Raw genomic sequence first — 23,833 nt, forward strand, 5'->3', positions numbered from 1 at the left:
ATTCGGATGCGATCGCCCTGCCCGCGTGGAGCGGGAGCGCCGTGATGGTCCACGCCGGCCGGGCGCGGCCCCTGAACGAGTCGGCGGGCAGACCCGTGAGCCCGGCGGCCAGGAAGGCGCGGGCGCGCGTCACCGGTGCGGCGGGGCGAGGCCGCGGGCGAGGGACAGCATCGCCGCGAGGGTGTCGGCCTCGTCCTGCTCGGCGCCATGGTCGCTGAGCTTGACGATCACCGTTCCGGTGTCGCGGTTGATGTAGATGTACTGGCCGTAGACCCCGATGGCCGAGATGTCGTCGTCGCCGGCCGGCACGTGCCACCACTGGGCCGAGTAGGGCCAGCCGTCGACGGCCCGCCGCGCCGGCGTCTCGATCCGCTCGATCCAGTGCGGCGGAACGACGTCGACCGCGCCGACCCGGCCGCGATCGGCCACCATCAGCCCCAGGCGGACGAAGTCGCGGGCGACGGCGTTGAGGCAGCAGAACGCCTTCTCGGTCCCGCCCTGCGCGTCGAGGTTCCAGGTGGCGTCGGCCCCCGCCCCCATGGGTGTCCAGATCTGCTCCGACAGGATGTCGGCCAGCGGCTTGCCGTGCACCCGGGCGAGGATCAGGCCGAGCACCTCCGTGTCGATGCTGCGGTACTCGCCCTTGCTGCCGGGCTTCGAGGACAGGGCGGCATGCGCGCGGACGAAGGCCGGCAGGTCGCGGGTGAGGTACATCCCGGCGGTGCCGACGAGGGGGTTCCAGGGGTCGTAGTTCTCCGGCACCGCGAGGCCGCTCGTCATGTCGAGGAGGTCGCGGACCGTGATGCGGCCGAAGACCGGCACCCCGTGCAGGTCGGGCAGCAGGGTCGAGACGGGGTCGGTCTCCTTGAGGCGGCCGCCCGCGATGGCCTGCCCGACGAGCAGCGACACCACGGACTTCGCCACGGACCAGGACGGGAACAGCGTCGCCGCCTCGAAGCCCGGCCGGTACCATTCGTGGACGAGGACGCCGTTCTGGGACACCAGGAACGCGTTGGTCCGCGTCGCCTCCAGCACGGTGGCGATCGGCACGAGGGCGCCCTTCCAAGGGACCCGGTCGGGCAGCGGGCGGGGCTGCACCGTCAGGATGCGCGGTGTCGCCGACGCCGCCACCGGCCGGCTCGCGAACCAGGTCCCCACGGCGGAGGGCTCGACGACGGCCAGGGCCGCCAGGGTGACGGGGTTCGGCACGGCGAGGAGCGCGGTCGCCGCCCAGGCCGCCCCGGCGAGGAGGCCGAGGGCGAGGGCCGCGCCGACGAGCCGGGGGCGGAGCCGCGCGCGCGGGCCGGGTTTCGCAGACACCTGAAGGCAACCCTTTTCGATGGCGAGAAGCGCGAAGGGAAGGAGCGCAAAGGGGAGGATCACGAGGGCAAGGATCACGAGGGCAAGGATCACCAGGAGAGGAATCCCGCCGCATCTACCCCTGCGCTATCGATGCGGACGGGCGGTACCACGACGGACCCGCTCGGGTCCCGGGTCCGGCGCAGGGTCTCGGCGCAGAACCGGTGGCGGCTCCTGCGAACCCTCGTCAGTGGGGTGCGGTCTGGCCCGAGGCCAGGATCGTGACGCCGACGGCGATCACGCCGATGCCGGCCATCATCGGGAGGGTGATCGGTTCGCCGAACAGGAGCGCGCCGCCGAGGGCCGCGCCGACCATGCCGACCCCGGCCCAGATCGCGTAGACCACGCCGATCGGCAGCATGTTCATGCTGTGCGACATCAGCCAGAAGGCGGTGCCGTAGCCCAGCACCGTGATGATCGTCGGCACCGGGCGGGTGAGCCCGTCGGCGGCCTTCAGGGCGAGGGTCGCGGTGACTTCGGCGGTGATCGCGAAGGCGAGGAGCAGGTAGGGGTTCATGCCTGGGGCGTCCGTGGACGCGGTCGGCCGACGGAGCGCCGGATGTCGCGTGCGCCCGAATTAAGACCACCGGGGCCGTTAATGTCCCGTGTGGGCGCGGCGCACGAACCCCGCTCCGCGCACCGCCCGATGCGGCCGGGACCGTCGTCCCCTCTCGCGACCGGATGAAATCGCCCGGATGAAATCGCACGGCGTAATGTGTGCTACGCGATCCCGTCCCGAACACCCGCGATCGGCCGGCGGCGGGACACCGGAGCTTGCAACGTGTCTCGACTGGCGATCGTCCCCAGCGTGGTCGAAACGACGGATCACGTCGAATCGAAATGGGCCTTCGATTTCTGGCGCTCCACCGCCCTGGCGCCCTTCGGCGACGTCTCCCGCGTGCAGCCGCGCGGGCCGTTCCGGGCCCGGCGCCTCGGTGTGGGCACCGCGGACTGGGCCCTCACCCATACGGTGAGCAGTCCGGTGAGCCTGAAGGTCGGGTCGCGCCACGTCGATCGAAGTGCCCCCGAGATGGTGGTGATCGGCCTCGCCCTCGACGGGATCGGGTATCAGGAGCAGCTCGATCGCGGCGCCCGGATCGCGACCGGCGGCATCAGCTTCCTGTCGCGCGGCCGTCCCCTCCTCGCCGGCACCCAGACCGATTACGAGGAGATCCGCCTCGCGGTGCCGCGCCGGACCTTCGAGGCCTGGATCGGCGACGTCGACCGCTTCGCCGGCCTCTGCATCGCGGGCGAACCCGCCAACGCGGCGTTCGAGGCATGCTTTCGCAGCTTCGCCCACTCCGTCGCGTGGATGACCGAGGGCGAGGCGCAGGTCGCCGTCGAGGGCGTGCTCCACATGCTGCGCGGCCTCCCCCGCGCCCCGGCCGACCGGTCGACCGTGCCCGTCTCGCACGCGGCGGTGGTTTCCCTCGCCCGCGCCCATATCGAGCGCCGGTTGCACGACCCGGCCCTCGGCCCCGACGAGATCCAGGCGGTGCTGGGCGTGTCCCGCGCCCATCTCTATAGGGCGTTCTCGGAGACCGACGGCATCGCGGCGGCCATCCGGGAGGCGCGCCTCGCCCTGGCGCACCACCGCCTCGCCGCGTCGCGCTACGACGGGCTGAAGATCGCCACCATCGCGTATGCGTGCGGCTTTGCCGACGTGCCGACCTTCAACCGCGCGTTCCGCCGGCGCTTCGGCCTCGCCCCCGGCGACCTGCGCGCCGGACGGAGCTGAGGCGGAGGCGCCCGGACCGTCCCTACGGCGGGCTGCCTCTACTACGGGAGGTGGTAGGAGACGCCCGCGATCAGGGCCTTCTCCTCGGTGTTGATGGTCCGCCGGGGGTCGGCGCCGAACTTGTTGTGCCAGTACTGGAACCCGGCGAACACTTCGAGCCGGTGGGCCGGGCCGCCCGCGAGCTGCCCGACATCGAGGACCAGGTTGGTCTGCGACACGAATTCGAGCTGCGTCTCGTACTCGTTGGTGCGGCCGTAGCGGCCCTTGGGCAGGATGATGGTGTTGAAGCCCGAGAGCGAGAGGGGCAGGCCCGTGAACGGCAGGGGAATCGCGTAGGTGAGCTCGAACTCGGGCGTCATCTGGAACTCGACGCTGCGGAAGCGGCCGGCGGCGAAGCCGTTATGGGCGAATTCCTTGTAGCCCTGGACCTTCAGGTTGAGGAATCCGGCCGGCACGTCGAAGGCGAAGTTGAGGCCGAAGGTGCCGGCGCGCTTCTGCGAGTTGAAGGTGGTGTTCTTGGCGTTGGCGTCGACGCCGAAGGCGAGGCCGATATCCTTGACGAGGCCCGGAATGGCGAACACGTCGGTGTCGAAGATCCGGTTCGGGCTCAGGGTGCCCCGGTAGATGAGGTACAGTTCCGTCGCGCCGATGTCCGGGAAACTGCCGAAGGCGTTGCCGGCCGGGTCCTGCGAGCCCGAGCGCAGGAGATCGAGGGACACGAGGTTGGTGCCGTAGGTCCACGCGTTGGTATGGAACAGGTTGACGACGTTCTTCGGGATCTCGCGGGGCTCCCGCCGGCCCGTCGGCGTGCCGTCGGGGCGCTGCACGCCGATGCCGGGCTCCGCCGAGGGCCCCTGGAAGCGGTAGCTGACGATGGTGTCGGAGAAGCTGAAGAACCCCGGCGGGGACGGCGGCGCGACGGGCGCAGTGGCTGCCGCCAGGGGCTCGGCCGCGCGGGCGGCCCCGATGGGGTGCGCCCCGGTGGCGTCCGCGACGAGGAGGGCCGCCGAGAAGCCGAGGGCCGTCAGGACCGGGCGGCCGGCGCGAGGCGCGAACGCGAGCATGTGCGAGTTTCCCAAACGTGTCTTCGCGACGGGTCAGTTCGGTCGAACCGGCGAAACGCCGAGAGACCAGGTGACCCGCGCTGCCTGCCCGATGTGTGAACACGGTCACCTCTGAGGCCGGCTCAGAGAACCTTCCAGAACACCAGGATCATGATCGCGTAGGCGGCGATCAGCAGGGCCGCGCCCCGGCGGTCGGTGTCGGCGCGCCGCTCCGGCGGCGGCGACAGCCACCAGCCGAGCCGGTTTGCGGTCCAGGGCACCAGCCGCGCCGTCACCAGCACGCTGAAGACGTTGCCGATGAACAGGGCGACGGGGAAATCGAGGTTCAGGACGCGGCCGAGGAACGGCGTTCCGACGAACAGGCCCCACAGGAACACCGTGGGATAGAGCGTCAGGAGGACGATCATGTTCATCTTCCAAGCGGCGGGCGGCGGGGCGCCCTCCGGCGTGGCGTCGCGGAACCACTGCTCGAACCCGCTCTGCACCGTCCGGGTGTGGAATTCCGCCGTCAGCGGAACCGCCTCCTCGATCAGTTCCCGGCGCTGGGGCGAGTCGAGCCAGGCCCTCAGGTTGGCATCGCTGTCGAAGCGCAGGATCGCGACGTAATCCTCCTGCACGCCCGGCACCGCCGGCTCGAAGCGATAGCCCTGCAGGCCGGCGGCCTTCGACTGCGCGGCGGCGACCTTCTGCTCCCACTTGCGGTAGGCGGCCTCCATCCCGGGCTTCACCCGGGTGCTGATGACCGCCGAGGCCGGCGCGGTGCGGGCCGCGCTGGCGTCGTCCGTGACGATGTGGACATCGTCGCGCCCCACCAGCATCGGAGAGGCGCCGACGATGCGGGCCTGCCGCTCGGGCGAGGCGAGCCAGCCCTTGGCGTCGGCGAGGCTGCCGAAGCGCTGCAGGATCACCCAATCCACTTGGAGCGGGGGGTGGGGCGGCATCAGGCGCTGTTCGATGAAGCCGGGAAACCCCGAGATCACCGCGCTGGTGCCGCCCTGCCACTGGGCGAACGCCTCGGCGCTCTCGGGCCGGACGGAGGTCTGCGTCACGATGCTGACGCTGTGGGCCGCGTCGCTCATCGGGCGGCGAGCTGCGTGAACAGGCGGTCGGGCGTGAACGGCAGGTGGGCGAAGCGGACGCCGGTGGCGTCGGCCAGCGCGTTCGAGACGGCCGGGGCCACGGGGTTGATGCCGCACTCCCCTTGCGATTTCGCCCCGAGGGGGCCGATCCGGTCCGTCGTGTCGGCGAAGAAGATGTCCGTGCGCGGGGTGTCGGCGAAGGTCGGGATGCGGCAGTTGCGCAGCTGCGCGTTGACCATCCGGCCCGCGTCGTCGTGGACCATGTTCTCTACGAGCGCCCAGCCGTACCCCATGGAGACGGCGCCATCGAGCTGGCCCCGGCACTGCATCGGGTTGATCGGCAGGCCGATATCGGCGGCATGGACGCTGTGCAGCACCCGGATCTCGCCGGTGACGCGGTGCACGGCGAGGCGCACGCCCTGCACGTTGAACGCGATGGTCCGGGGCGAGAGGTAGGCCCGGCGGCTCACGGTGAAGCGGTGGTCGACCTTCGTACCCGCCGCGTGCAGATCCACCAGGGTGATGCGCTGGTTGCCGCAGACGACCCCGTCGGCGTCGAGGCGGCACTGCTCCAGGGGCACCCCCGTGTGCCGGCTGGCGAAGTCCAGGATGTCCTCGACCATGGCCTCGGCCGTGAGGTGGACCGCCTTGCCGCCGACCACGACGCCGGTGCTGGCGAAGGTGCCGGTGTCGTAGGGGGTGCGGTCGGTGTCGGCGTTGATGATGCCGACATCGTCGGCGCGGGTCCCCAGGATCGCGGCGGCGATCTGCTTGTGCGCCGTGGTGATGCCGTTGCCCATCTCCGTCGAGCCGCAGGCGAGGAAGTAGGTGCCGTCGGCCTTGAGGTGGAGTTCGGCGCCCGAGCGGTGCTCGGTCGGCGGTCCGCATTCGAGCATGGCGAGCGCCACGCCCCGGCCCTCTTCCCAGTCCGCCCCCTCGGGCTTGGCGACCCCGTTGCCCTTGGCGAGTTCGCGCTCGACGATGTCGAGGCACTCGCCGATGCCGTGGCTTCCGAAGCTGGCGTCGCTCGGCTCCTTCCAGATGGATTCGATGTTGTCGCCCGGCTGCACCACGTTCCGGCGCCGCATGGTGAAGGGATCGATGCCGAGTTGCCGGGCCAGAGCGTCGATGGCGCATTCCACCGCGAAGGTGGTCTGCGAGGCGCCGTAGCCGCGAAAGCCGCCGCCCGGCGTCATGTTCGTGTAGACGGCGTGGCCGATTCCCTTCTTGTTGGCGCAGCGGTAGGCCGCGATCGGGCTCGCCATGGCGGCCGCCAGGGTCTCGCTGCCGTGGCCGCCATAGGCTCCGGTGTTGGAGAACACCTCGACGTCGAGGGCCGTCAGGGTCCCGTCCTTGCGGGCGCCGATCTTCACCCGGGTGGTCATCTGGTGGCGCGTGGTCGCGCCGATGAACTCCTCCTCGCGGGTCCATTCCCACTTGACCGGGCGGCCGAGCTTCATCGTGGCGAACAGGACGAGGTCCTCCGAGACCATCTCCTGCTTGCCGCCGAACCCGCCGCCGACCCGCTCCGTGAACACGTGGAGGTCGCGGTGCGGGATCCCCATGATGTAGGCGAGCTTCTGGCGCACGGCGAACGGCCCCTGCGAGCTCGTGCGGACATGCCAGCGCCCGTCCTCGCCCTTCCAGGCGATGGAGCCGTGCGTCTCGAGGTGCACGTGCTGGACGCGCGAGGTCGAGTAGGTCTGCTCGTGCACGGCGTCGGCCTCGGCGAATCCCCGGGCCACATCGCCGATCTCACCCTGGAGGGTGCAGAAGATATTGGTGCTCGCGGTGAGCCCGTCCTTGTCGTGCAGCACCGGCGCGTCGGGCCGCATGGCCAGGACGGGGTCGAACACCGCCGGCAGAACCTCGTAGTCCACCCGCAGGGCCCAGCAGCCGGCCTCGGCGGCGGCCTCCGTTTCGGCCACCACGGCGGCGATGCGCTGGCCGGCGAAGCGGGCGACGTTGTCGAGCAGCAGGATGTCGTCGGGATCGACGAGGTGGTCCTCGTGCAGGGCCGAGCTGAACCGGCGTTTGGGCACGTCCTCCCAGGTGTAGACGGCGACGACGCCCGGCACGGCGAGCGCCGCCTGGCGGTCGATGGACACGAGGCGCGCGTGGGCGTGGGGCGAGCGCAGCACCTTGAGGTGCAGCAGGTCTTCGACGGCCAAGTCCATGGTGTAGCGGGCGGTGCCGTTCAGGATGGTGTCGGTGAAGGGGTTGGGCAGGCTCGCCCCGAGGGCCTTGCCGGCGACGTCCGCTTCGATGTTGCAGACCCCGTTCAGGGCGTCCTTGATCGAGCGGTAGCCGGTGCAGCGGCAGAGGTTGCCCTTGAGGGCGTGCGGCAGGTCGGCCTTCTGCGCATCCGTGAAGGTCACGGCCGTCATGATCATGCCGGCGGTGCAGAAGCCGCACTGGAATCCCTGCGCGTCGTGGAACGCCTGCTGCAGCGGATGGCGCTCGCCGCAGGGCGCCAGCCCCTCGATGGTGGTGACCTCGCGTCCCTCGGCCCGGAAGGCCGGGACGAGGCAGGAATGGAACGGCTTGCCGTCGATGTGCACCGTACAAGCGCCGCAATCGCCGGAATCGCATCCCTTCTTGACCCCGAACACCTCGAGGTCGCGCAGCATGGTGCGCAGGCACTGGCCCGGCGCCGGCTCGGCCGCGTAGGCGCGGCCGTTGATGGAATACTGGGTCACGCGAGCTCCGTACGGATCTGTTCGGCCAGGTACTGCGTGACGTGACGCTTGTAGGGCGCCGATCCGTGCACGTCGGGGAAGTAGGCGTCCGGCGCCAGGCGCGCGTCGATGGCGCGGCGCAGGTCGTCGGCGGAGGGAAGGGTGGCGAAGCGCAGCTGCACCGGCCGCGGGGTCGCCGCCGTGATGGTGAGGAGGAAGTCGGCGCCGTCGTCGCCCACGGTGGCGATGATCAGGGCGGCCGAGCGCCCGTAGCGGGTGAGCGAGACCTGGCGCATGGCCGTGCGCTTCGCGAGCGCCGCGGCGGGCAGGTGGATGCTGCGCAGCAGTTCGCCCTTGGCGAGCACGTTCGCGTGGTTGCCGGTTACGAACTCGGCCACCGTGACCGTGCGGGGCGCGCCGTCGCGGGGCCACAGGGTGCAGACCCCTTCGAGGGCGGCGGTCAGCGAGATCATCGCGCCGGCGGGCAGCGACATGCAGACGTTGCCCCCGATGGTGGCGGCGTTCCAGATCTTGAACGACATCAGGAACGAGTCGATGCACTGCCGGAACAGCGGCACCGCGCGCCAGGCCGGCGGACCCTCGAACCCGTGCAGGTCGACGATCCGGCAGGTCGCGGCGATCTCGATGCCGGATTCCGTCGCGGTCAGCGGCGCCCAGCCCAGGCTTTCGAGATCGATGAGCGTGTCGACGGCAGTCTGCGGCTCGGCGAACAGCCAGGTTCCGCCGGCCAGCCAGGAAGCCCCCTCTTGCCAGGAAGACCCGTCTTGCCAGCCCGAGAGTTCGTTCAACGAAGTCGGCCGCTTGACTTCGACGACGGTCGAAATGTTCATCGTAGACCCTCAACCCAATCGATCGTGGCGGCCGACAGGATGCCCCGTGCCCCCACGCATCGCCCTCGACCGAGGATCGCGGGGCGGCCCGTCGCGACGGCGCCCTCGGAAGCGTCGCGCCGGAATCCCACGGCCGTTATCCTGGCTTTGCCCCGGAGGACGTTCGGCTCATTCTTGGGTTGATCAGGTAAACAAAATATGCGTCGGCGCCATTTCTTCAGTCGGCGCGACGAGAATTGTAAATATGGATCCTATCTACCGAAAACATCTGACCGAAAAATTTCGACTTGAGGAATAGAGAGCCTCGATGGGATCGGACCGTCACGACAACGCGAAATGTTTCGCCATCACTGTCGTACGCGCGCCGCCATGAGACGGATCGGCAACAAAAAATTCAGCGGCGGCGCAGGAACTTCCCCGACCGGCACGGGAGCCGGCACGGCGGCCCGCCCGGACCGCGCCGTTCTTCGGGCGGGCCGTTCTTCGGGCGGGCCGTTCTTCGGGCGGGTCGTTCTTCGGGCGGGTCGTTCTTCGGGCGGGTCGTTCGTCAGAACATCCCGTTCTCGTGCGCCGACGTTTCGGGCAGGATCTGGAGCACGTCCCAGTGTTCGACGATGCGGCCGGAGGCATCGAGGCGGAAGATGTCCATGGCGGCGTAATCGTGGTCGCCCGGCCAGTGCTGGAGGCAATGCAACACGACGAAATCGCCCTCCGCGAGGGCGCGCTTCACCGTGACCCGCTTGCCCGGCCACGCCCGCGCCATGCGCTCGAAATACGCGATGAAGCCGTCCTTGCCGGTGGCCACGTGCGGGTTGTGCTGGATGTACACGTCGCCGGCATAGCGCGCGATGGCCTCGCGCGGCCGGCCTTCGTTGAACATCAGCTCGTAGAAGGCGATCACCGTGGCCTTGTTTCGCGAAAGGTCCGTCATGCTGTCCCCCGATCGGGTAGGCCGGCCCATGCCGGGCAACGGCCGGTGGAAGCGGTCGTGCGTGGCCGTCCGAGACGAACCTAAGGGCAATGGAGCACAACGGCACAGCGGAGCGGTGTTCGGCGTCGGCTCGGCATGGTCCGACCGCCCCTCCCCGCCGCATGCCGGGACAGTCTCGGCGGATCGCGACCGCCGAGGCTGTCCCGTCGGCGCACCGGGCGGATCGGAGGTGCTTTCCACGCCATCGCCACCGAGCCGGCGCGGGACCCGGACGCGACGGCAATCGGGGATGGTCTCCACGCGCCGCCCGTCGATGTTCCTCGCCGTCGCACCATCGCGTGCGTCCCGGTCGGCGGCACACGGACGGACGCGCCCGCGCCGGTGCCGTGATCGAGCGTGAACCGGTCGCCGTAGTGCCGGCCCCGCCACCGCCGCGGGCGCGCCCGCTCGGAGGAGCGGCTCGTTTCGAGCGCCCCTGGACGCCCCCCCGATCGCGCAAACGGGTCTTACAAAACGCCGCATGGAGCGAAAACGGGGAAACTTGGCGGCCTGCCGAGGCGCTGTCACAGCATGTGGTATCTCTATGGTCTGACGGTCCTCGCCGGTCTCGCGAATGCGATCCAACCCGGCCAGAACGCAACTCTCTCGAAGTCGCTGGCCATGCCGGTCACGGCCGCGCTCATCATCCTCTTCGTGAGCACGGGGACGATGCTCGTGGGCGGCCTTGCCCTCGGCAAACTGGAAATTCCGTCCGGGCAGCAACTCGCCCAGGTCCCGTGGTGGGGATGGTTGGGCGGCTGCCTCAGCGTCCTCCTGATCCTGGCCCAGCTCTACGCATCCCCGGCCATCGGGGCCGCCTCGTTCCTCGGCATCGTCGTCACCGTGGGCGTCGTCGCCTCGCTGGTGCTCGACCATTACGGCTGGGTCGGCTTCGAGGTTCATCCGGCGAGCCTATGGCGCGTCCTCGGGGCTCTGATCATGGTCGTGGGCGTCGCCATCGTGGCGATGTTCTAGGACGCTCGGTCGAGCGATCATACGGCGACGTCGCGGCACGCCTCGGCGGGACCGATCTACGCGGCGCCGGCCTGCTGGAACCGCCCCCGGCCGAAGGTCGGAGCGACGCGTGAGCAGATCAGGAACACGACCGCGACGCCGAGGGCGACGATCGTCGGGGCCGTCACCGCGGCGAGCGCGCCGGCCAGCGCCGAACCGACGACGTCGCCGAAGTTCAGGGCCGCCATGTAGACCTGGAACTGCGTCGCCGATGCCTGTCCGGTGCGGCTCGCCAGCAGGACGGTCGGCAGCAGGGCGACGTAGAGCAGGGCCGGCACCACGCTCGCCAGCCCGAGGATGACCGGACCCGCCGCAGCCTCCAATCCGGCCACGATCAGCAATCCAGCGATCCCGAACGCTCCCGCGCAGGCGACGAGGAGGGCACGGAGGGCACGGTGCGGCCCGAAGCGGTCGACGGCGGTGCCGAGGCCCGCCGCGCCGAGGGTCCCGCCGAGGAGAGCCAGTCCCGCCTGGAGGCGCGAGAGATCGACCGCGTTCCAGCCGTGGACCTGCACGAGCGCGACGGCGAAGGGCACCTGGAACACCGCGAGACCGAGATCGATCGCGAAGCACATCGCCAGGAGGGTCGCCGCGTCGCGCGTCCGGAACGCAGTCAGGAGCCGACGCGCGAAGGCGACCGCCTCGGACGCCCGACCCCGGTCCGGCGCCCGCGATGGGGGTCCGCGGCGAAGGGAGAGAAGCCGGTCGGTCGGCGCCTCGCGCACGAGAACGGACACCAGGGCGAGCGGAGTCGTCAGGGCGAGGAGCATGCCGGCCGCTGCGGGCAAGCCGTTCGCGGCGAGCAGCCAGGCGAAGATCGCAGCCCCCGCCGCACCGCCGGTGACGAAGCCCGCCCGCGTCGCGGCGCTGGTGCGTCCCAGTTCGCCGGTCGGTACGCTGCCGGCGATCATGCGGTCCGTTGCCGTATCGGCGAGGGAGGCCGCGAGGCTGTGCAGGAACAGCACGGCGCTGACAGCCGTCAAGCTCGGGGCCGCGCCGAGCAGGAGAAGGCCCGCGAGAGCCACCTGCGCGCAGGCCAGAGACAGGACGAGCCAGAAGCGGTGAGGCCCCATCCGGGCGGGGGTCGCGCGATCGATCACCGGCCCCCAGAGCAGCGGCTGCAGCACCCAGGGCAGGCCGACGATCGCAAGGTGCCGGCCTACCTCCGCCGTGGAGGCACCGGCCGTGGCGAAGTGGTTGACCAGGGCCGTCAGCGCGAAGCCCGCGACGACGCCTTGGTAGAGGTAGAGGAGCGTGAAGAGGCTCAACCGCCAGCCCAACGACGTGAGGCTCGGTGGCCTTCGGCGCATCGGTTCGATCCTCGGTCACCGCCCCATGGTATCGCCGGCCCCCGAGTCCGACGCAACCAGCGTCGCCCCCCAAGACGTCGCCCCCCAAGACGTGGCACCCCAAGACGTCGCCCGAAAGACGTCGCCCGCATGATGGAGAGGAGCGACATCCGGCGCGCCGATCCACCGTCGGAGCCGCCTCGCGACATTCGAGGACGCGGCCGGACGTCGAGGGACGGATCCGGCTGTCGTCGTCGGGGAAGTATCCTGGTTCCGTGTCCGGCCCCGTCCGGGACCGTCGGGAATGCACGGGATCGCCGTGGCCCGGTGCTCAGGCCGGGACCGGTGTGCGCAGGGGAGCGTAAGTGGCGCGGTAGCTGCGCGGCCCGATCACGGGGAGCAAGAGGCTTCTGGCCCAATTCGGCATCCGTGCGGTGCGGGACAGGCGATCGGTCATGGCCTGGACATGGGCCACGCGGGGCCGGCGCAGGGCTTCGTAGTCCGGACCGACCGCGCCCCAGTCCGCCCTCCCGGCGAGCAGTGAGCTCAGCACGAGGGCATCCTCGAGAGCCATGGCAGCGCCCTGGGCCCAGACCGGCGCCGTCGCGTGCGCGGCATCCCCGACCAGCACCACCCGGTCCCGGGTCCAGGTCGGAATGCGGACCTCTTCGAGGGGCGAGTGATGGAGCGCGCCCGGCTCGGACGAAACCAACGCGAGGGTGTCGCGGACGAGGCGCGGGAACGACGCGAAGGCCGTCCGGAAGGCGGCCAGATCCCGCCCCCGTCCGGCGGCCGCGCCCAACGAGACCCACCCGTAGACCTCGCCGTGGTCGACGGGGATGAGCAGGAACAATCCGTCCGATCCCGCCCACAGCGTCCAGGCGTCGAGGCCCGGGTTCGGTGCCATGAAGCGCCAGCTCGCCGGGGCCAACATCGCCGCGCCGAGCACGGAATCACCGAACGTCTGGCGTCGAACCCGCGAGTGGACGCCGTCGGCGCCGACGAGGAATCCGCCGGTCTCGACCATCCCCTCCCGGGTCTCGATCGCGACGCCCTTCGGCACCTGCCGGACGGTGTGAATCCCGGATCCGTGCCGGAGATCGGCCGGGGGAAGGTCGCGGGTCAGGAGGCGCAGCAGGTCGGCGCGACGCAGGCAATGCGGGCATGCCTCTTCCCCCCAGAACGCCGTCTCGTCGATGGCGAAGAGGAGGCGCCCGCTCCCGGTGCGGTATTCGCGCCGGCGGACGGGCGAGCCGACCCTGCGCAGGGCGTCGCTCAGGCCGAGCTGCCTCAGGGCTTGGACCGCGTTTCCCGGCAGATTGATGGCGAGGCCCGCATCGGCTGACGTCCGTCGTCGCTCCAGGGTCAGCGAGGGAAGGCCGCGTCGCTGCAGCGCTCGCCGCATGGCAAGGCCGGCGATGCCGCCCCCGGCGATGAGCACCCGGCGTGTTGCGCTGTCGTCCATGCCGTCTCGCCTCGTTGCCCGGATCGTCGTCGTCAAGAGCGCGGCGCCGTCGCGCGCAGGGCCATGCTGGAGAAGACGCCATCCCGGCGGATCAGCCCATGCATCAGGGCGGCGCCGAGATGAGCGAGGATGAGGCCGAACAGGGCGTAGGCCAGCACCGAGTGGACCGGACGCAGCCAAGCATAGATCGCGGGATCGCGCGGCAGGATCGGCGGCAGCACCACCGAGCCGCCGAGCCCGATGGGATAGCCGGCCGCCGACAGCATCGCCCAGCCGATCAGCGGCAGCCCGAGCATCAGGCCGTAGAGCAGGCGGTGCGAGGCGTGTGCCGCCTGCCGCTGCCAGCCCGGAAGGTCTGGCGGCAATGCCGGCGGCGGATGGCGCCAGCGGTTGACGAGGCGCAGCACCGCGAGGATCAGGATGCCGATGCCGAGGGGGCGGTGCAGCGCCACGAGCGCGTCATAGTGCGCGAGGGAGGTCACCATCGCCACGCCGATGAACAGCATGGCCAGGATCATGCCGGCCATGGTCCAGTGCAGCAGCCGGGCCGGCCGGTTGAAGTGCGTGGTGTTGCTCATAATCCGGCTCCTGCAACGGGGGCATCGTGGACGGCGCTCGGCGACTTCGGTTCACCGGCGCGGCGCGTGAAGGACTGCGCGTACGCCGCCGAGCGGGCGCCGAGCAGCGGGTCGTCCCCGCCTTCGATGCCGGCGGGCAGAACCAGGGGATCGAAATTGACGTCGCGGCAATTGCCGTCCGCCTCGGCCTCCGTCTCCGAAACGATCACCGTCCCGGCATCGAGGCTCGGTCTCTCGGATGGCCAAGCCCGCGTCGCATCCGCCGTGGGGTCGCCAGGCTCGCCGAGCGTGACGACGAGGTGCCAGCGCACGGGCGCGCGACGGACCGCGGACGCGAAACCGTCGAACAGAAAGTTCTCGTCCGCGCGGCCCCCCTGGGCCGGGCTCTCCGCCGTTGCGGCGTGCTCCGGCACGAACGCCCAGCGCACCGGCGTCTGCCTGCCGTCCCTGGCGACGAACCGGAACGCGTTCAGGCCCCGGAAGGTGTCGTCGGCGAACCCGGCGGTGAGGGTCCGCGCCTTGATCAGGGCCGCCGCCTTCACGCTGTCGGGGTTCGCGGCGAAGAAGGCTGCGAGCGCCTCGGGATCGGGCTTGCCCGTGGCCGGATCGGGTTTGGCGGCGAGGAGCTGGGCGTAGAACGCCTCCGGGGTCCGCACCGGGAAGACCGGGATGTCGTTGTTGCCGGTGCGCCATTCCTCGCCGTCTGGGAGGTGGAAGCGGAGCGCGAGGCTGCGCACCGTGGTGGCCGCATCGGCGGCGTAGGGCCGCCCGCCCGCGAGGGCGATGCGCCCGGTGACCGGGGTGATCTGGCCCGGGGCGAACAGCGACGCCTTCGACAGGCGCTCGCCCCGGCCGCTGCTCTCGAAGCGGCCGGCGAGGCAGAGCCCCTTGGTGTGGTTGCGCCGGAACCCCGGATGCGGTCCGTTGACCCGCTCGAAGCGGTCGACGATCCGCGCCGGGGTCAGGTCATGCGGCGAGAGCCAGCCGCCGGCATACGCGAAGGCCCCGGCGGTGCCGGCGACCAGAGCCGCGATGGCGCCGAGCCGCAGGATGACGGCGCGCGGTCGCATCGCCGGACCGGCGCCGGCAAGGTCGTCGAGGAGGGACATGGCGGGCCTTCAGATGGCTTTGGGGCTGGTGGCGCGGCGGATCGCGTCGGCGAGCGGGTGCAGGACGGCCGGGTCGGCCGCTCCCACCAGGCTGTAGCCGAGCCCGTCCTGGGCCCAGGCGTAGCCGTTCGACGTCCCGGAGGTGTGCGGCTGCATCGGTGCGTCCCCGGGCACGGACATGGGCCGCATGAGCATCACGAAGCGGGCGCCGTGCCCGTCGTCGTACATCAGGAGGCCGGCGGGCCCCTGTTGCGTCGCGACGAGGCGCCCGCCCATGAGGCGATAGCCGGCGCCGCTCAGGTCCGGCACGCCGACCGTTCGCTTCAGCCGGGCCGAGAACCAGCCGGCGAGTTCGTTCCGGTCGGCGGCAGCGAGTTCGACGGGCCGGGTGTGATCGGGGGCATAGACCGCGTAGTTCATGCTCGCCGCCTGGGCCAGCGCCGCGATGCCGGTCGGCACCGGCGAGACCACGTCGCGCAGTCCCCAGCCTGCGGCCCCGCCGAGAAGAAGAAGCAGCCCGGCCGCCATCGCCTGCCAGACTGGACGTTGCGGGCGACGGCGTGCCTCGACGATCCGCGTCAGGTTCAGCCGCGCCGGAACCGGCTCGGCGGCGATGGGGGCGAAGGCGGCCCGCATCGCGTCGCCCATGTCGACGAGGCGGTCGACGCGCGCCCGCGCTTCGGGATGGTCGGCGAGATACGCTTCGACCTCGCGCCTCCGGGCGGTATCGAGCCGTTCGTCCACGAAGCCCTGGAGGTCGTCTTCGCCGATCGGACGCATGGTCATTTCACCCTCCGCAGGAGCGGGCGCTTGGCCGGAACGGCCGCCTCGGCACCGTCCATCGACTGGATCATCCGGTCCCGGGCCCGGGACAGGCGGGACATCACGGTCCCGGTCGGGATGGCGAGGATCTCGGCGGTCTCGGAATAGGACAGACCCTCCACCGTCACGAGCAGCAGGACGCTGCGCTGCTCCTCCGGCAGGGCGTCGAGCGCGCACATCAGGTCGCGGTGGCGCAGGGCGCTCTCCTGCGTCGGCGCCACCGCCAGGGTGGCCTCCGCCATGTCCTCGATCGGCATGTGGGCACCGCGGCGGGCACGCTGGCGCATCTGCGTCACCGCCAGGTTGTGGAGGATGGCGAAGAGCCAGGTCCGCGCGTCTCCGCCCGCCTGACGCTGGTGCCAGCGGCCGACGGCGCGCTCCAGGCAGTCCTGCACGAGGTCGTCGACATCGGCGGGATTGCGCAGGAGGGCGCGGGCGTAGCGGCGCAGGGCCGGGATCAGCGGCGCGATGAGGCGCATCATGTCCGTCATGTCCGATCTCCTGGCATGGCCGGGGCTCCTCCGTGTGCAGGCCGACCGGTGCGAGCCTGATCCGCGGCCGATGACAGCCGACGACAGAGGCATGGACGCCGCCGGTCCGGGATTATTCCACGCTCGCACCAAACTTTCTCACGCGCGCACCGGACACCGAGTCTCTGGGGGACGGTGCTCAAGACGAGAACCGAATTCTTCGACGGCATGGGGAATAAGCGGCCGAAGACGTCGTCTGTCCGGCATCCCTGCTCGGCGCCGTTCGATCGGGCGGGAAACACCGGAGATCCGACATGACGATGCTCAAGACCGTCTCTGCCGTCGCTTTCGCGTCCGCCTGCACCCTCGCTGCTCTGACCGGGGTCTCCCAGGCCCGAACCGTCACGCATTCGCTGGAGAGCCCGGCGATCACCGGCTCGATCCGGCCGCAGGCTCGGTCCGCGGACTGGCTCGGCGGCCCGGACCTCGACAGCGGCAACGCCCGGAACCCGGCCCTGCCGGGCTATGCCCAGGGGCGGGGCGAGGAGACCGGGGGGCCAGCCCGTGAGCTGATCCCGAACTAGCTCGGCACGCCCCGAGCGCGCAAACGCCCGCGCTCGGGAGTTCTCGGCGACATCGAGCCCACCGGCAGGGCACAGGCACGATGGCCTGGCCGCGTGAACGGCATGCCATCCGGTTCGTGAAACCTCCGTCGTCGAGACCGCCGCGGTGGAGTTCGACGTGCGGATGACAGCCGGGCCGAGCGCCGCCTTGCCGCGAACGGCAGCGCGGAGGGTTGTCGCTGCTGGCCTCGAGACCCCTGTGCGCTCGGGCGATTGCGACGCGACGTGGGCGAAGGTCGGAGCGCCGACGACCCGGCCCGGGTTTCCGGCCTCGGACCACTCGCGCTCGGATACCGGTTCGTGCAGTTTCCCGGAAGCCCTCTGCCGGCGCTCCGCCGCGGCGGATCCGATAGGCCGCGCAGTCGCATCCCGACGGAAGGAGACCCCCATGCCCGAGTCCGAGCAGACGATGGGAGCCGCGGGAGAACCCGATCACGACGCGCTGCTCCGCGCGAACCTGGAGCGTGTCTTCAACGAGCGCGACCCGCTCCGCCGGGCCTCGGCGCTGACCGACCTCTTCGTGGAGGAGCCGGTCATGTACGAACCGACGGGCGTCGTTCGGGGACGCGCGGCCATCGCGACCGTGGCGGGCAAGCTCCTGGATCAGTTCGGTCCGACGTTCCGGTTCACGCCCACCCGCAAGGCCGTCGGCCATCACGGTTTGGGTTCGCTGCAGTGGCAGGCAGGTCCGGAAGGCGGGCCCGTCCTCGTGACCGGAGCGGATGTTGCCGAGATCGTGGATGGTCGGATCGCGCGCCTTTGGGTGCTCCTCGATCCACCCGCGGTTTGAGGTCGTCATGCGGGGCTGGCGCGATCCGGATGTCGCGACCGCCGGGACCTCGCCCCTCGGACCGATGCGCGGGACGGGGCAGCGAGCGGCATAGGGGCGGCGACAGTCGAGGTCCCGGATGAGCGCAACGCTGCGGACCTCCGCGGCCCGGGCGAACGGCGGCCGTTTTCATACGGCCCGCCGCGAGTGGACCGGCCGCCGGTGCCCTGCCTTTGCGAGCGAGCGTTCAGCGCCGCCTGCCGATAGGCGCGGTGGCGGAGCCACTGCCCGGAAGCGATGCTGCCGAGCGGCACCGGTATGAGGCAGCACCGTATGAGGATGGGCCAGACGATCACGCCCCCCGGCGATACTCCGGAAGGCGGGAGCGCACGTCTGCCGCCCATGAACGAAGCTCTCCCGGTGCAGGGCGCGCCGCCCGGCTCCGTTCAGGCGGACCGCGCGTCGGCGTCCGCCCGCAGGGACAGGATCGCGTCGGCGAGGCCGTCGACCTGCGCCGCGTCGTGCGCGGCCGAGAACGCCACCCGCAGGCGGGCGGTGCCGGCCGGCACCGTCGGTGGGCGGATGGCGACGACGAGGTAGCCGCGCGCCTCCAGGGCCGCCGAGAGGGCCAGGGCCGCCGGGGCCTCGCCGACGTGGATCGGCACGATGGGGCTCTGGGCCTCCGGCAACCCGAGGCGGGCGGTGAAGCGGCGCGCGAGGGCGAGGGGCCGGGCGGCCCGCGCGGGCTCGGTCTCCACGATGTCGAGGGCGGCCAGCGCCGCCGCGACGGAGGCCGGGGGCAGGCCGGTGGTGTAGACGAAGCTGCGGGCCCGGCTCGTGAGAAGGTCGACGACGGCGCGCGAGGCGCAGACGTAGCCGCCGTAGGAGCCGAGCGTCTTCGACAGGGTGCCCATTTCGAGGGGCGCGCGGGCGCCCGCCTCGACCACCCCGAGGCCGTGGGCGTCGTCGACCAGGGTCCAGGCGTCGTACGCGGCCGCGAGAGCCAGGATCTCGGGGAGCGGCGCCCGGTCGCCGTCCATGCTGAACACCCGCTCGGTGAGCACCAGCACCCGCCCGTGCCGGGCGCGGCGCGCCGCCAGGATCGCGCGCAGGTGGGCGACGTCGTTGTGGCGGAACCGCAGCAGCGTCGCGCCGGAGAGCTGCGCCCCGGCGAACAGGCAGGAATGTCCGAGGGCATCGACGAGGACGAGGTCGCCCACCCCCGCCAGGGCCGACACGATCCCCAGATTGGCGAGGTAGCCGCTGCCGAAGACCAGGGCCGCCGCCTTGCCCTTGTGGGCGGCAAGGCGCGCTTCGAGGGCGGCGAGCGGCGGGTGGTTGCCGGTGACGAGGCGCGAGGCCCCCGCCCCGGCGCCGTGGCGCGCGAGCGCCGCCTGCCCCGCCGCGATCACCCGGGGATCCTGGCTGAGGCCGAGATAGTCGTTGCACGAGAACGATACGAGGCGGCGCCCGTCCCGCTCCGCCCCGGCCTCCGGCGCCCGCGCCGTCGCGACGAGGCGCCGGCGCAGGGCCTTGGCGTCGAGCTCGGCGAGGCCGGCCTCCGCGAAGGCGTCGAGGCTGGACGGGTCCGGGCCGGGTGTCTGGGGGCGCAACATGGGGGCTGATGGCACCCCCGGCCCACGCCTTGTCAAGGCCGCACCGGCCGCGGGCGCCTCAGGTCCGTCCCGAAGTCTGGTCCCAAGCCCCACTCCAAGTGCCGCCCTCGCCCTGCGGCCGGGACGGCGCCCGCTGCGGAACCCGAACCCGCGAAAGGGCGCAACCCCGGGCGGCCGGGGCCGCGGCCGAACGGGCCGGGACTCGCCGGGCCGACGCGTCCGTGAAACCCCACCCGCACGGGATCGGCGCCGTCGCGGGTGATCCGATCGAGGCGGACCGCCAGGGCGTCGAGCATGGCGTAGCGGCGGCGATACATCGCGCGCTTGTTGGCCGGTATCGCGCCCGCGGGCCGCCGCGCATCGGCCAGGGGCAGGGCGTAGAAGCCATCCGGCCGCAGCGCCCCGCCGCGTCCGTGCCAGAGCGCATCGTAGCTCAGATGGGCCGCCGTCGAATCCGACCGGCGCGCGAAGTAGGCGCTGCGGCGATGATGGATCGCGTCCGAGACCGCGAGAAGGCGCGTCACGCCGAGGCCGCGACAGAACACCCGGAACAGGTCGATGGTGAAGTCGGTCGGCCGCAGGCCTTCGGCCTGCTTCGTGAAGCGGCGGTAGCGGTCGAGCACGCCCGCCTCGCTGCGCCCCTGCAGGCCGCCGACATAGGCCGTGAGACCGTCGCCGTCGAAGGACAGGCAGTAGGACAGCGAGATCAGCCGGTCCGCGCCGTCCCACAGGCTGAAGGTGGCCTGCCCGTCGCGCAGGAGCCAGTGCGGCTGGTCGAGGACGATGCGATGGGCGGAATCGATCTCAGGCAGGTCGAGCAGGTCGACGAAGGCGTCGAGGGGCGTATCGAGCAGGGGGCCGAGCCGCTCGACCGCCGCGCAATGCCCGGCGATGCGGGTCAGGCGTTCGGCCGCGCTCCAGCGGGCGCAGAGGTAGGGCGTGGCGACCATGCCCCAGACCTCCGGGCGGCCCCTCAGGAGCCGGCCCAGGGCGCTGTTCGGCCGGGCTTCGCGCAGCGGGCGCAGGGCGACGGGATGCCGGAGGAGGCCGGACACCGCCAGGGCGATGCCCCGGGGGGAACTCGCGAGCAGGCGTTCCCAGAAGGGGTGACGCAGGACGAGCGTCATGGGCGATCTCTCCGGTGAGGTCGGGGGAGCGGGGGCCGGGCAAGCGGGCGCGCACCGAACCCCGAGGCACGCCCAACCGTGTACCGGCGACCGGCCCGCTTTAATCCCTATGCCATTCGACGTTTGCCCTAACGCCTTCGGTGGATGGCTCCCCCGGCCGGCCGACGCCCGCATTCTCCGAAAGACGGTGCGGATGACCGGGGATGCTCGCGCCGCGCATCCGCGGCCGCATCGCGGAGAGGACCCGGGGCTCGGGCCGTCAATCCGTCGTGGATTGCGCGCCTCGTTCGGCCTCGGTCGTCCCGGGCACGATGCCCTTGGCCGTCACGTGCCCCACGAAGGCATCGACCCACCCGTCGAAGCAGGCCATGGCCTCGGGCTCGCGAACCATGTCGTCGGCCTGATCGTCGGCGTAGGGCTGGCCGAGGCCGACGGAGGCGTGGCGCCAGAGGTCGTCCGGCACCTCGATCCCGCTGTAGCGGCATTGCCAGACGAGGCCCTGGTAGGCGTTCCGCTCGTCGCCCTGGTACGGCTCCCGGGCCGGGTCGAACCACGCCTTGTGGCGGAGGATGCGCGGACGACGGCCGTCGTCGAGTTCGTTGCCGCCTTCGTTGCCGTAGCAGAAGAACCCGGCGGTGCGCCCTTCCAGGTGGTTCCGGGTCAGCTCCTTCCAGAGCGGGCTCTTCTCCAGGGCCTGGGCCTTCAGGGTGCTCTTCTTGTCGATGAGGTCGGGGCGCGGGTTGCCGCCGCTCATGCAGACGAGCCGGTCGAACATCGCCTTGAGGTTGGTCGAGGGCCCGTACCACCAGACAGGGCCGATGATCGCCCAAGCGTCGGCCCGGGCGAGACGCTGGTAGAGCTTCTCGTTCCACATCAGGTCGGGCTGGTGGTCGCTGTCCGGACCGTAGCAGTTGCAGGGCCAGACGCAGAGCGCCATGGAGCTTCCGACGCAGCCGTTGCAGCCCTGGATCTTGGGCTTGCCGTGCGCGTTGCCGATGTCGACGTGGTCGACCTGCCAGCGGGGCGGCAGGCGCCCGAGCATCCGGTGCATGAGGAAGCGGGCCTTGCCGTCCATGCCGGGGCATCCGTCGAGCCGCCTCGCCGATCCGGCGATCACCAAAACCTGGAGCGGGCGTGTCTCCAGCGGCAAGGTCTCTGCTTCGGCTACCAGGTTTCCCAAGATCGTCCGCCTCCGGATCGCAGACTTCATTCGGCCCAGACCCGCACCGCACTCCCGCGCGATCAGGTTATCGGACGTTCGTCATATCGGCGCGGCACCCGAGCGTCCCTTGACCGCCACCCCGTGCTGAAGAATGCTGAGGCTTCGCGTTTCGGGTGCACGAAGATTGCGATGCCGCGTTATTTCTTCGACCTCAAAGGCTGCCATCACGAGCGCGACGACGAGGGCGTGATCTGCGCCGATCTTCAGAGCGCCGTGCGCGAGGCCAAGAAGCTGCTGCCCGTCATCGCGCTGGACGAAGTTCCGGCCGACGGAGAGCACCATGCGGTCACGGTTCTCGTCTCGGACGAGGACGGACACGTGGTCTATTCGGGCGTGCTGTCCTTCGTCGGAAACTGGCTCATCCGTTAAGCAGGTCTTCGACGCAAGACCGGTGACCACTTTCGCGAAACCTGCCGCGGGTCCGGCCCCTTCCCTGGGCCGTGGCGTCGGGATCAGACGTCCTCGGCACTGGCGAGTTGCCGTTCGATCCAGTCCTGCGCCACGTCGAGATCGGCGAAGGTGGGCGGGTTCGCATGCTCGACGCGACCGAAACCGGCCTCCAGGAACCACCGGCCCGCCTGATCGCCATGCTGCGTGCACAGCTGCACCAGGATCGCGACGAGGAAACCATCGTCGAAGACGAGGCGGCTCTCGCTGTCGGAACTCCCCGTCGCAACCTGCACGGGCTGGAAGAGGAGACTCATGCGGCGGCACGACCGTCCAGGTGCAGGTACGCGGACCGGAACTCCGCAAGCTGCCTCAACCGATCGAAGTTCAGGATCTTCAGGGACCGACCCCTCATTTCGATGAGGCCGCGCCGGCGGAGTTCCTGCAAGCTGCGATTGGCGTGAACGATCGTGATGCCGGCGGTGTCGGCCAGCTCCGACTGCGTAATCGGCAGACCGTAACTTTCGTCATGGACGAACCCGACCACTTTCATGCGTAGGTAGAGCTCGCAGAACAGGTGCGCCAGCCGCTCCAGGGCGGACCGGCGGCCGACGTTCAACAGCCATTCGCGCAGGGTCGCCTCGTCCACGAGGGTCGTCATGCGCATCGCCCGCGCGAGTTGCGGATGGTTGCGCATCAGCTCGGCGATGAGGTCCGGCGCGATATGAACCACCCGGCACCCGGACAGGGTGCTGATGGTGTGATCCATCGCGCTCAGGAGCGCCGCGTCCAGGTCGCAGAAATCTCCCGGGAGCAGGTAGGCCAGGATCTGGCGCGCCCCGTCCCTGCGCTGTTTGTAGCGGCAGGCCATGCCGTCCATGATCAGGAACACGCCCCTGGGGGTATCGCCTTCCTGGATCAGGTCCGTCCGCGGTCCGACGATGCGCGGAGCGGCGCTGATCCGTTCCAGGATCGCCCGGTCCGCCTCCGAGAGCGCGACGAAGCCCTCGAGCTTGCGCACGAGGGGATTGCCCCTTGTCTCCGCCGGCCGGGCGAACCCGACGGGCAGGGCCTCGATCCGCGCCGACGGAGGCGGCAGGAACGCCAACTCGTCCAGGAGGGCGATCAGATCCTCCGGGAACGCCGGCTTGCAGATCCAGGGCACGCCTTGAAAGCCGATGGCCTGGGGCTCGTTCGGCAGCAGGCTCGAGTGGACGAGGCAGGGAATGCCACGGTGGCGCAACTCCTGCCCGAGGGCGGTGCAGACGCCGTCCTTGAGTTCGACGTCCACGACGGCGAGGACGGGACTTTCGCGCTCCAGGGCATCCAAGGCGTCGAGGGCCGTCGCGTAGGGACCGATCACACGGTAGCCCGCCTGCACCAAAGCGTCGCCGAGGTCCACGCCGACCAGGGCGTTGGCTTCGGCAAGCAGCACGAGGGGCTGCTGGGCGGTGAGATGCATTCAAGGCTCCAGAAGTTACGGTACTTGACCGCCACGGGCGCGGGCAAGGCTGGATGCCCCAGCTATAGGCAGCTTTTATGCCGCACGAAAGTCTACTGTCACGTCCGGTGCGCTATCGAACCTCCACAATATCTGGGTACC

23 protein-coding genes are annotated in these 23,833 nt (G+C 70.9%); 5 read left to right on the forward strand and 18 right to left on the reverse strand.

Annotated features, from left to right (window positions below; genetic code table 11):
- Nucleotides 1-129 precede the first annotated feature (129 nt).
- Both ASF27_RS11760 and ASF27_RS11765 read right to left on the reverse strand, forming a co-directional pair.
- Nucleotides 130-1,413 carry a serine hydrolase gene (locus tag ASF27_RS11760; protein ID WP_244476679.1) on the reverse strand — a complete coding sequence of 428 codons (1,284 nt, stop codon included), beginning with the start codon at nt 1,411-1,413 and terminating at the stop codon, nt 130-132.
- A gap of 133 nt (nt 1,414-1,546) precedes the next feature.
- Nucleotides 1,547-1,876, reverse strand: coding sequence for a multidrug efflux SMR transporter (locus ASF27_RS11765; protein ID WP_056360307.1), 330 nt, complete (start codon nt 1,874-1,876; stop codon nt 1,547-1,549).
- Between the two features lie 264 nt (nt 1,877-2,140).
- Between ASF27_RS11765 and ASF27_RS11770 the strand changes: the two genes are divergently transcribed.
- Nucleotides 2,141-3,097, forward strand: coding sequence for a helix-turn-helix domain-containing protein (locus tag ASF27_RS11770; protein ID WP_056360310.1), 957 nt, complete (start codon nt 2,141-2,143; stop codon nt 3,095-3,097).
- Nucleotides 3,098-3,138: 41 nt separating this feature from the next.
- On the opposite strand, the gene ASF27_RS11775 is transcribed toward ASF27_RS11770, so the two are convergent.
- From ASF27_RS11775 to ASF27_RS11795, 5 genes are all read right to left on the reverse strand, one after another.
- Nucleotides 3,139-4,161 (reverse strand): hypothetical protein, encoded by a 1,023-nt coding sequence (locus ASF27_RS11775; RefSeq protein ID WP_056360314.1) that lies wholly within the window; start codon nt 4,159-4,161, stop codon nt 3,139-3,141.
- A gap of 122 nt (nt 4,162-4,283) precedes the next feature.
- Entirely contained in the window at nt 4,284-5,240 is a 957-nt protein-coding gene (locus ASF27_RS11780) for an antibiotic biosynthesis monooxygenase (RefSeq protein ID WP_056268177.1), read from the reverse strand.
- Nucleotides 5,237-7,939: a molybdopterin cofactor-binding domain-containing protein gene (locus ASF27_RS11785; protein WP_056360316.1), complete on the reverse strand. Its 2,703-nt coding sequence runs from the start codon at nt 7,937-7,939 to the stop codon at nt 5,237-5,239. The genes ASF27_RS11780 and ASF27_RS11785 overlap by 4 nt, the downstream gene beginning before the upstream one ends.
- A complete protein-coding gene (locus tag ASF27_RS11790; protein WP_056360321.1) occupies nt 7,936-8,769 on the reverse strand; it encodes an FAD binding domain-containing protein in 834 nt (277 codons plus the stop codon). The genes ASF27_RS11785 and ASF27_RS11790 overlap by 4 nt, the downstream gene beginning before the upstream one ends.
- Nucleotides 8,770-9,316: 547 nt before the next feature.
- A complete protein-coding gene (locus ASF27_RS11795) occupies nt 9,317-9,700 on the reverse strand; it encodes a nuclear transport factor 2 family protein (protein ID WP_056305645.1) in 384 nt (127 codons plus the stop codon).
- Between the two features lie 570 nt (nt 9,701-10,270).
- Here ASF27_RS11795 and ASF27_RS11800 point away from each other — a divergent pair.
- A complete protein-coding gene (locus tag ASF27_RS11800; protein ID WP_056360324.1) occupies nt 10,271-10,714 on the forward strand; it encodes a DMT family transporter in 444 nt (147 codons plus the stop codon).
- Nucleotides 10,715-10,770: 56 nt separating this feature from the next.
- Here the strand turns inward: ASF27_RS11800 and ASF27_RS11805 are convergent, their stop codons facing one another.
- The 6 genes from ASF27_RS11805 to ASF27_RS11830 form a co-directional block, all read right to left on the reverse strand.
- Entirely contained in the window at nt 10,771-12,063 is a 1,293-nt protein-coding gene (locus tag ASF27_RS11805; RefSeq protein ID WP_082479036.1) for an MFS transporter, read from the reverse strand.
- A 310-nt stretch (nt 12,064-12,373) separates the two neighbouring features.
- Entirely contained in the window at nt 12,374-13,507 is a 1,134-nt protein-coding gene (locus ASF27_RS11810; RefSeq protein ID WP_056360330.1) for an NAD(P)/FAD-dependent oxidoreductase, read from the reverse strand.
- A 32-nt stretch (nt 13,508-13,539) separates the two neighbouring features.
- Nucleotides 13,540-14,085 carry a cytochrome b gene (locus tag ASF27_RS11815; protein WP_056176837.1) on the reverse strand — a complete coding sequence of 182 codons (546 nt, stop codon included), beginning with the start codon at nt 14,083-14,085 and terminating at the stop codon, nt 13,540-13,542.
- Nucleotides 14,082-15,194: a catalase family peroxidase gene (locus ASF27_RS11820; RefSeq protein WP_056360332.1), complete on the reverse strand. Its 1,113-nt coding sequence runs from the start codon at nt 15,192-15,194 to the stop codon at nt 14,082-14,084. The genes ASF27_RS11815 and ASF27_RS11820 overlap by 4 nt, the downstream gene beginning before the upstream one ends.
- 9 nt (nt 15,195-15,203) lie before the next feature.
- Nucleotides 15,204-15,980, reverse strand: a complete 777-nt coding sequence (locus ASF27_RS11825) for an anti-sigma factor (protein ID WP_056176831.1) — start codon at nt 15,978-15,980, stop codon at nt 15,204-15,206.
- The gene (locus ASF27_RS11830; protein WP_056360337.1) at nt 15,977-16,507 is read right to left on the reverse strand and encodes a sigma-70 family RNA polymerase sigma factor; all 531 of its coding nucleotides are present in this window, start codon (nt 16,505-16,507) and stop codon (nt 15,977-15,979) included. The genes ASF27_RS11825 and ASF27_RS11830 overlap by 4 nt, the downstream gene beginning before the upstream one ends.
- Before the next feature lie 299 nt (nt 16,508-16,806).
- Between ASF27_RS11830 and ASF27_RS11835 the strand changes: the two genes are divergently transcribed.
- Together ASF27_RS11835 and ASF27_RS11840 are read left to right on the forward strand one after the other, a co-directional pair.
- Nucleotides 16,807-17,070: a hypothetical protein gene (locus ASF27_RS11835; RefSeq protein ID WP_056177019.1), complete on the forward strand. Its 264-nt coding sequence runs from the start codon at nt 16,807-16,809 to the stop codon at nt 17,068-17,070.
- A 427-nt stretch (nt 17,071-17,497) separates the two neighbouring features.
- A complete protein-coding gene (locus ASF27_RS11840) occupies nt 17,498-17,899 on the forward strand; it encodes a nuclear transport factor 2 family protein (RefSeq protein WP_056305635.1) in 402 nt (133 codons plus the stop codon).
- 425 nt (nt 17,900-18,324) lie between these two features.
- Here the strand turns inward: ASF27_RS11840 and ASF27_RS11845 are convergent, their stop codons facing one another.
- The 3 genes from ASF27_RS11845 to ASF27_RS11855 form a co-directional block, all read right to left on the reverse strand.
- Complete coding sequence (locus tag ASF27_RS11845; protein WP_056360340.1) at nt 18,325-19,494, reverse strand: aminotransferase class I/II-fold pyridoxal phosphate-dependent enzyme; 1,170 nt, start codon at nt 19,492-19,494, stop codon at nt 18,325-18,327.
- A gap of 32 nt (nt 19,495-19,526) precedes the next feature.
- Entirely contained in the window at nt 19,527-20,621 is a 1,095-nt protein-coding gene (locus tag ASF27_RS11850) for a DUF535 family protein (protein ID WP_056360343.1), read from the reverse strand.
- A gap of 259 nt (nt 20,622-20,880) precedes the next feature.
- Nucleotides 20,881-21,831: an NAD(P)H-dependent oxidoreductase gene (locus tag ASF27_RS11855; protein WP_056360346.1), complete on the reverse strand. Its 951-nt coding sequence runs from the start codon at nt 21,829-21,831 to the stop codon at nt 20,881-20,883.
- Between the two features lie 141 nt (nt 21,832-21,972).
- On the opposite strand from ASF27_RS11855, the gene ASF27_RS11860 reads away from it, so the two are divergent.
- Entirely contained in the window at nt 21,973-22,212 is a 240-nt protein-coding gene (locus ASF27_RS11860) for a hypothetical protein (RefSeq protein WP_056176813.1), read from the forward strand.
- A gap of 83 nt (nt 22,213-22,295) precedes the next feature.
- Here ASF27_RS11860 and ASF27_RS11865 read toward each other — a convergent pair whose 3' ends face one another.
- Both ASF27_RS11865 and ASF27_RS11870 read right to left on the reverse strand, forming a co-directional pair.
- Entirely contained in the window at nt 22,296-22,547 is a 252-nt protein-coding gene (locus tag ASF27_RS11865) for a hypothetical protein (RefSeq protein WP_056360349.1), read from the reverse strand.
- A complete protein-coding gene (locus tag ASF27_RS11870; RefSeq protein ID WP_056360352.1) occupies nt 22,544-23,692 on the reverse strand; it encodes a helix-turn-helix domain-containing protein in 1,149 nt (382 codons plus the stop codon). The genes ASF27_RS11865 and ASF27_RS11870 overlap by 4 nt, the downstream gene beginning before the upstream one ends.
- Between the last annotated feature and the right edge of the window lie 141 nt (nt 23,693-23,833).

The sequence above is a fragment of the Methylobacterium sp. Leaf102 genome, assembly GCF_001422425.1.
Lineage (GTDB): Bacteria > Pseudomonadota > Alphaproteobacteria > Rhizobiales > Beijerinckiaceae > Methylobacterium.